Annotated in this window: 6 protein-coding genes; 3 read left to right on the forward strand and 3 right to left on the reverse strand. The window is 58.0% G+C overall.

What is annotated here, in order from left to right; all coding sequences use genetic code 11:
- Window positions 1-74: 74 nt before the first annotated feature.
- Window positions 75-899, reverse strand: a complete 825-nt coding sequence (locus B4968_RS25290) for an acyl-CoA dehydrogenase family protein (protein ID WP_338153287.1) — start codon at window positions 897-899, stop codon at window positions 75-77.
- Window positions 787-1764: an acyl-CoA dehydrogenase family protein gene (locus tag B4968_RS25295; protein ID WP_277620951.1), complete on the reverse strand. Its 978-nt coding sequence runs from the start codon at window positions 1762-1764 to the stop codon at window positions 787-789. Before B4968_RS25295 ends, B4968_RS25290 begins: the two co-directional genes overlap by 113 nt.
- Window positions 1765-1915: 151 nt before the next feature.
- Here B4968_RS25295 and B4968_RS15660 point away from each other — a divergent pair, with 151 nt between their 5' ends.
- From B4968_RS15660 to B4968_RS15670, 3 genes are all read left to right on the forward strand, one after another.
- Window positions 1916-2941 carry an AraC family transcriptional regulator gene (locus tag B4968_RS15660; protein WP_083100404.1) on the forward strand — a complete coding sequence of 342 codons (1026 nt, stop codon included), beginning with the start codon at window positions 1916-1918 and terminating at the stop codon, window positions 2939-2941.
- A gap of 271 nt (window positions 2942-3212) precedes the next feature.
- Complete coding sequence (locus B4968_RS15665; protein WP_083100405.1) at window positions 3213-4796, forward strand: PAS domain-containing protein; 1584 nt, start codon at window positions 3213-3215, stop codon at window positions 4794-4796.
- A 65-nt stretch (window positions 4797-4861) separates the two neighbouring features.
- On the forward strand, window positions 4862-5749 hold the full coding sequence (locus tag B4968_RS15670) for an ATP-binding protein (RefSeq protein WP_083100406.1): 888 nt from the start codon (window positions 4862-4864) through the stop codon (window positions 5747-5749).
- Window positions 5750-5950: 201 nt separating this feature from the next.
- On the opposite strand, the gene B4968_RS15675 is transcribed toward B4968_RS15670, so the two are convergent.
- Window positions 5951-6457, reverse strand: a complete 507-nt coding sequence (locus B4968_RS15675) for a GNAT family N-acetyltransferase (RefSeq protein ID WP_083100407.1) — start codon at window positions 6455-6457, stop codon at window positions 5951-5953.
- Window positions 6458-6584 lie beyond the last annotated feature (127 nt).

Genomic DNA, 6584 nt, shown 5'->3' on the forward strand with positions numbered 1-6584 from the left:
GGCAGCACTCAGGGCTGTCGCCGCCGTCCACACACCGGGCACGCTGCATTGCGGCCTCGCACAGAATGTGGTCGCTATAGAACCGGTGCGGTGGCGATCTTGGCGGCCATGAATTCAGGGTCCTCACCGCGCGCCAGTGCCGCGTCGGCCACCAGCAAGGAACGCGCCAGCTGCCAGCCTGAGACCAGATTGCCGGCCAACATCAGATAGGGCACACCAGTGCCAAAGGCTTCTGGCATTTCGCTTTTGTCGAGGCTGAGCAGATGGCTGACCACGTCATCAAAGGCCTCGCGCGCAGCCCTGAGCCGGGTGGCGACCGCTTTTGCCTGATCTGATCCCTGCAACAGCTGCTGTTCGGTCTGCGCAATCAAACCCGACAGACGCCGGGCGGTGGCACCACCGTCGCGCAGGGTCTTGCGGCCAACCAGATCATTGGCCTGAATGGCAGTGGTGCCCTCATAAATCGGCAGGATGCGGGCATCACGGTAATGCTGCGCAGCACCCGTTTCCTCAATAAAGCCCATACCGCCATGTACCTGCACCCCAAGCGAGGCCACTTCAACGCCATTTTCGGTGCTGAAACCTTTGACCAGCGGAGTGAGGAATTCGGACATTGCCTTGGCGTCACGTCGCTCAGATTCAGAAGGGGCGTGGCGCGCCATATCCTGACAGCCCGCCGCATAGGTGGCCATGGCGCGGGCGCCCTCGGTCAAGCCGCGCATCCGCATAAGCATCCGGCGCACATCGGGATGGTGGATAATGGTCACCGCCTCGCGGGTCGAGCCATCAACCGGCGCACTTTGCACGCGCTCTTTGGCAAAGGCCAGCGCCTGCTGATAGGCGCGCTCTCCCACCGCGATGCCCTGCAGACCAACGGCGTAGCGGGCCGAATTCATCATCTCGAACATATAGCTGAGGCCGGCGTTCTCTTCGCCGATCAAAAACCCCGGTCGCTCCGTCAAATTCCAGCACCGCAGTTGGACTGGCCTTGATGCCCAGCTTGTGCTCGACGCTTTGGCAGGTGACAGAATTGCGCGCCCCAAGGCTGCCATCAGAGTTGACCATGAATTTGGGCACCAGAAACAGGCTGATGCCTTTGACACCCGCCGGGGCGTCTGGGGTGCGGGCCAGCACCAGATGCACGGTGTTCTCAGCCATGTCGTGCTCACCATAGGTGATAAAGATCTTGGTGCCGCTGACCCGGTAGCTGCCATCCGCCTGCGCCTCGGCGCGGCTGCGCACCAGCGCCAGATCACTGCCGGCCTGAGGCTCAGTCAGGTTCATGGTGCCGGTCCATTTGCCACTGACAAGATTTTCCAGATAGGTCGCTTTGGTCGCGTCATCGCCAGCCGTCAGCAGCGCCTCGATGGCGCCATCGGTGAGCAGCGGACACAGGGCAAAGCTCAGATTGGCCGCGTTAAGCATCTCGGTGGCCGCCGCCCCAACAGAACGCGGCAAATCCTGACCGCCAAAATCTCCGGGATGCGGCAGGCTCTGCCAGCCCATCTCGACAAACTTTTGGTAGGCCGCACTGAATCCTTTGGGCAGCACAACCCGGCCCTCTTTAAAATGTGAGCCCTCCTGGTCGCCCGAGGCATTGAGCGGCGCGATTTCCTCGGCACAGAACCGGGCAAACTCTTCCAGCACAGCCGCCGCATCGTCCAGCTCAACAGCCGCGTATTTTTCCAGCCCGGCAATTTCGCCCCACCCCGAGAGATGTTCAATGTTGAAAAGCATATCTTTTACGGGGGCATCAAAGGTCATGAGGCGTGTCCTTCACGGGAGTTTCAGTCACAGGAGGCTGGGTTGTTGGGCTTGCTATTACTGCCAGATACGCAACCCGATTGACGTAAACAATCTCCAATACCGACGACAACATTGCATAAAGTGACAAACCCGGGCTAGAAGCCGCCCTATGATTGCCGAACAGAGCTCATCTATCCTGCCAACCGTGTCGCGCGCCTTTCTTGAGGACTGGCTCTGCGCCCTGCGCAGCCAGTGCCCGCCGCAACAGCTGGCCGGGTTTCTTGACGACATCGGGCTGGCCAGCAGGGTGCAACCGGGCGCCCGCGTCACCCACGACCAGATCGTGCGCCTGTACCAGCTGGTTACCCAGCAAACCGGCGACGAGATGATGGGGTTGTGGAGCCGGCCGATCCGCTCCGGCACTCTGAAACACCTGTGTAGTTCCATGCGGGGGGCCTCGTCGCTGTCTGCAGCACTATTTCGCTTTACCTCTTTCTGGAACCTGCTGCTGGACGATTTCCAGCTGGTATTTGAGAGCCAAGGCGACAGCATGAGCATCTATCTGGTGCCGCGCGGCACGGCCACACCGCAACGCTTTGGCCATCTCCTGTTGCTGAAACTTGCGCATGGGGTGGCTTCCTGGCTGACAGGGCGTGAACTGCCGCTGTCCGAGGTTGGCTTTGCCTTTGACCGCCCCGGTTTTGCCGAGGACTATCCGGTGCTTTTTCCCGCGCCGATCCGTTTTGGTCAGGCCCATTCAACAATTGTCTTCAGCGAACAGCTTGGCGATGTCCCGGTTTCGCGCAGCGAAGCAGAAATGCAGGAGTTCTTGCTGCGCGAGCCGCGTGACTGGATTTTCACCAGCTACAGCGCACATGCCTTGCCGTTGCGGCTCCGCGAAATGCTGCTGCGGGCGGACCGGTTGGATTTTCATCTCAGGGATGCAGCCCAAGCGCTGAACCTGACGCCCCGCACCCTGATCCGGCGGCTGGACGGCGAAGACACCTCGTTTAAGGCCATCAAGGATGGGCTGCGTCGTGATATTGCCATGCGCTACCTTCCGCGCGGCCTCAAAAGCATCGAGACAATTTCCCATGATATCGGCTTTGCCTCGGCGGCAAATTTCCCCCGCGCTTTTCGCCGGTGGCCCGAAATCACCCCTGGCGCCTATCGCCGCCTCGGCCCGCCTGTGTAGTCCCAAAACAGCCTGTGATAACGCAGCAATAGAGCTGCCGACACAACAAAAGCGCGCCAGCCCCTAGCCGAATTGCGTAACCGCACTACCTGAATGCGCGCAGGACTCTCCAAACGCCAAAGTGATCAAAGAGCGCAAAGCCTGTAGCCTGAGCCCGAAGGTGGGGCCTGTAGCTGGGGCCTGTCGAGACGGTGCTGGCCACTTTACTGTCGTCTGGGTGCTGTCGTCTGGCATGCCAACACAAAGTCTGGCGAAGCCGAATGGAGGTTGAATGTTCGCTGCAATTCTTCAGAGCCTGTCTTCTCTGCTTTTGCTGGGCGTGTTCTCCTATGCAATCTTCGTCTCCGAGGCCTTGAAAGACCGTAAACGCGCACGGCAAGCGCTGATAGGATTGGTCTGCGGCTGTCTGGTGATTTCGCTGGGGCTGAGTTCATATGTTTTGGAGCCGCACGGGGTGTTGCTCAATGCCCAGGCCGGCCCACTCATCTTTGCCGGATACCTCGGCGGGCCCATTGGTGGCCTCATTACTGGAACTCTCGGCGCGGCCTATAAGCTTTCTGAGGAAGGGCCTCTGTCCGGGTTGGCCCTCTTCCTAAATCTGGTGCTGCCACTGATTGGCGTTCTTGTGCGTGCGCTGCGTCCGTCAGAGGGTTGGCCCGCCATTTCCCGAACCGCCCTTGGCATGATTGTGGTGGGATACATGGCACATTTCATTGTGCCTCTTGCGGTCGTCACCACCCTTCCTCCAGCGGCTGGCAGTCACGTTATCACCCTGCAGACCGCGTTGAAATTCGCCACTGTAGGAACCATCTCCATCGTTTTGACCTGGCTGATCCTCAACTACGCCGCGACATTTGCAACCGAGGCCGCGCGATCCCGTAAACTCGCCAAACAACTGGACCTTACACTACAGCATACAAAAATCGGCCTGTTTGAGTTCAACGTCGGCGAGCCCAATATCAACCTGGACGCAGGCTCCATTGCCATTCTCGGGTTAAATCAAAAACCCGGCCTGGTGCCGATGCAGGTCTGGGCCGACAAGGTCCATCCAGACGATCTGGCCGGTCTGCAGGCCGACGTAAGAGCCGCCTTTTCCGGCGAGGCAGAAACGGACTGGGTCGACTATCGCATGATCCACCCGGATGGAACGCTACGCTATATCCGGGGATTTTGGACCGCAGAACGTGATCAAACGGGCAGGGCGGTTCGCATCACGGGGCTGAATTCCGACCAGACACGCATCCGTGCGGACAAACAACAACATCAGGAATCCATCGAGCGCCTGGCCGTGATTGCCGAAAACCTGCCGGGTGTTGTCTTTGAGGTCGATGTGACCGACCGACAAGCCCCTGAATTGACTTACATTAGTCCAAAATGTCAGTTCATTTGGGGCCACACAGATGAAGAGTTCTATGCCAATCCCGGCCTGTTCTTTGAGGCCCATGATCCTGCCGATATTCCCGATTTCACCGCAGCACTGGAGGCGGGCATCGCCAGTGGCGACCCGGTTTCACATCGCTACCAGATCACCAGGCAGGATGGAGAAAAGCGATGGCTGGACTACCATGGCGGGTCCTCATCTGTGGCTGGCCGGATCAAACTGGAGGCTTTGGTTCTGGACGTTACCCGCGAGGTCGAGGGACTAAAGCAGATCGAACATGAGCGCGAAATCGCGTTTCGCGCCCAAAAAAGCGAAAGCATTGGGCAGCTCACCGGGGGGATTTCGCATGATTTCAAAAAACTTCTGGCCGTCATTCTGGGCAAGCTGGAACTGCTGGAAGATGAAGCCGACCCGTCACGGCAAAAGGCGCGGACAGGGCTGCGACCACCGCCACGCTTCGCGGTGCCGACCTGACGCGGAACCTGCTGGCCATTGCCCGCAAAGCGCGGCTGACACCAGAGGTTCTGGATCTCAACACTGTGGTGCGCGAAGCCAAGAGCTGGATGGAGCGCACCCTGCCAAAAACCGTATCAGTTGAGACATCGCTGCTTGCTGGGTTATGGCCCGTTGCTGCCGACCGCAGCTCATTGGAAAGCGCCCTGCTGAACCTCATCCTGAATGCACAGCATGCTATGGCAGGGCATGGGAAAGTGACCATTGAGGCAACCAATCTGTACATAGATAAGCCGATCATTGGTGCTGGAAAAGACGAATTGGCGCCGGGTCGCTATGTGGTGCTCTCTGTCAGTGACACCGGAGAAGGCATCAAGGAAGAGGACCTCGCCTCGGTCTTCGAGCCCTTTTTCACCACAAAACCTCCTGGCTCTGGGTCCGGTCTGGGCCTGTCGATGACAATCGGGTTTATGCGGCAATCCGGTGGAACCATCCAGGTCGCCACCGAGCGCGGTGTCGGCACCACGTTCAAATTGTTTTTCCCGGTTACGACGCAAAAGGAACAACCCGCGAGGCCGGAAAAATCACAGGCAGGCCTGTCGGGGTCCGGCCGGTCGGTGCTGATTGCCGAAGATGAGGTAGCAGTGCGCGATACTTTGGTCGCCATGCTGTCCCGCGCCGGCTATCGCGTGACAGCCGCCACCTCCGGCGACGAGGCCCTCAAAATATTACAGGCAGATCCGACATTTGATCTTTTGCTGACGGATATCGTGATGCCGGGCAGGCTGCAGGGAACGCATCTGGCAAGCGCGGTCAAACAGCTCAGAGCTGATTTGCCGGTCATTTTCATGTCAGGATACGCCAGTGAATCGACACTGCAGGGCACCGAGCTAAATCCAGACGACACCCGGCTGATGAAACCGGTGCGGCGCGCAGACCTGCTGGCAGCGCTCGCCAATGCACTGCGGCCCTAAATAATTGCACCTGCGCGCGTTCGTTGTCTCTTCATGTAAACGCCATTCAGAAATGTCACTGGCCGTGCAAAGCAGAAACGTCACCGCATGACGCAACAGAAACAAGGCTTGGCAGCCCGTAGACCTCAAATATCGAAGGGCTAAAAAGCCTTGTGGGAACGGTTAGGCTGAATTCTCTAGAGGGCCGGAATCTACCTCAGATCAACCTCTTCGTGAGTGCCGATACACCAAATCATCCGGGTCCTGTTTTTCTGCTTTTTCATCAAGCTCAGCCCCAAGCTTTTCCGCCAGCCTCTGGGAACGCTGGTTTTGAGGGTCGATGTAGCTCACAAGAGTTTGCATTTTTTGCTCTTCAAATGCCCAACGCCGCATCTCAGTCGCTGCTTCGAATGCATACCCCTTGCCCTCTGCAAAATCGAAAACTTGCCAGCCGGGCTCTGGTTCCGGGCAGCGCGGGCCATAGTTAATCTCGACCCTTCCAACATATCTATTTGTAAAAATATCCTCAATCGAAAGACTGCCAAAACCGAACATTTGCCACTGAGCGATCCCCTGACAAAAATCGCCCCAGGCATGCACAGTTAAAAAGGGGCCTCCCATATACACGGATCGTTCCGATTTCATCAGATCCCGGAAATCGGGCCAATCTTCGAAGGTTGGACGGCGTAACAACAAGCGTTCAGTTTTTAATGCGGGAACAACGATCATAATTCTTGTCTGACTCATTTAGAACAAGGCTAGCGAAAATGGATGTATTCTTGATATGTAACGACTGTGAGCGCTACGTGAACCGCGACTCTTGTTGGGGTCAGGGTAGGGCTGTCATCGCGTTTCC

It is taken from the genome of Pseudophaeobacter leonis (assembly GCF_002087335.1).
GTDB lineage: Bacteria > Pseudomonadota > Alphaproteobacteria > Rhodobacterales > Rhodobacteraceae > Pseudophaeobacter > Pseudophaeobacter leonis.